The organism is Xanthomarina sp. F1114, assembly GCF_026410255.1.
GTDB lineage: Bacteria > Bacteroidota > Bacteroidia > Flavobacteriales > Flavobacteriaceae > Xanthomarina.
The window spans coordinates 1-308 of record NZ_JAPMLL010000058.1; the positions used below are offsets into that span (position 1 = coordinate 1).

Sequence of the window (308 nt, forward strand, 5' to 3'; positions counted from 1 at the left end):
TTTCCGTTTACTACTTCTTTTGTAAGCGATAAATCGGCTACTAGATCGGTAGGTGTAATTAACACGCTGTCTTGATCGTCTTCAGTTTCATCACCGTTATTTGGTGTAGAATCTGGATCAGGTAAATCGGATGCTGTTACTTCTGCAATGTTCAGATAATCTCCTGTTTCATTTACTACCACATTTATAGTTAGAGTTTCGGTAGCTCCGTTAGTAATTGTTCCTGCAGTCCAAACTCCTGTTACATTATTATATGTTCCAGATGATGTACTGAAAGACACATAATCAAATCCTGATGGTAATAAATC

1 protein-coding gene is annotated in these 308 nt (G+C 37.0%); it reads right to left on the reverse strand.

Features of this window, described 5'->3' with window-relative positions; translation table 11 throughout:
- On the reverse strand, window positions 1-308 hold a 308-nt coding region (locus OS188_RS14775), incomplete at both ends, for a DUF11 domain-containing protein (protein ID WP_267149618.1).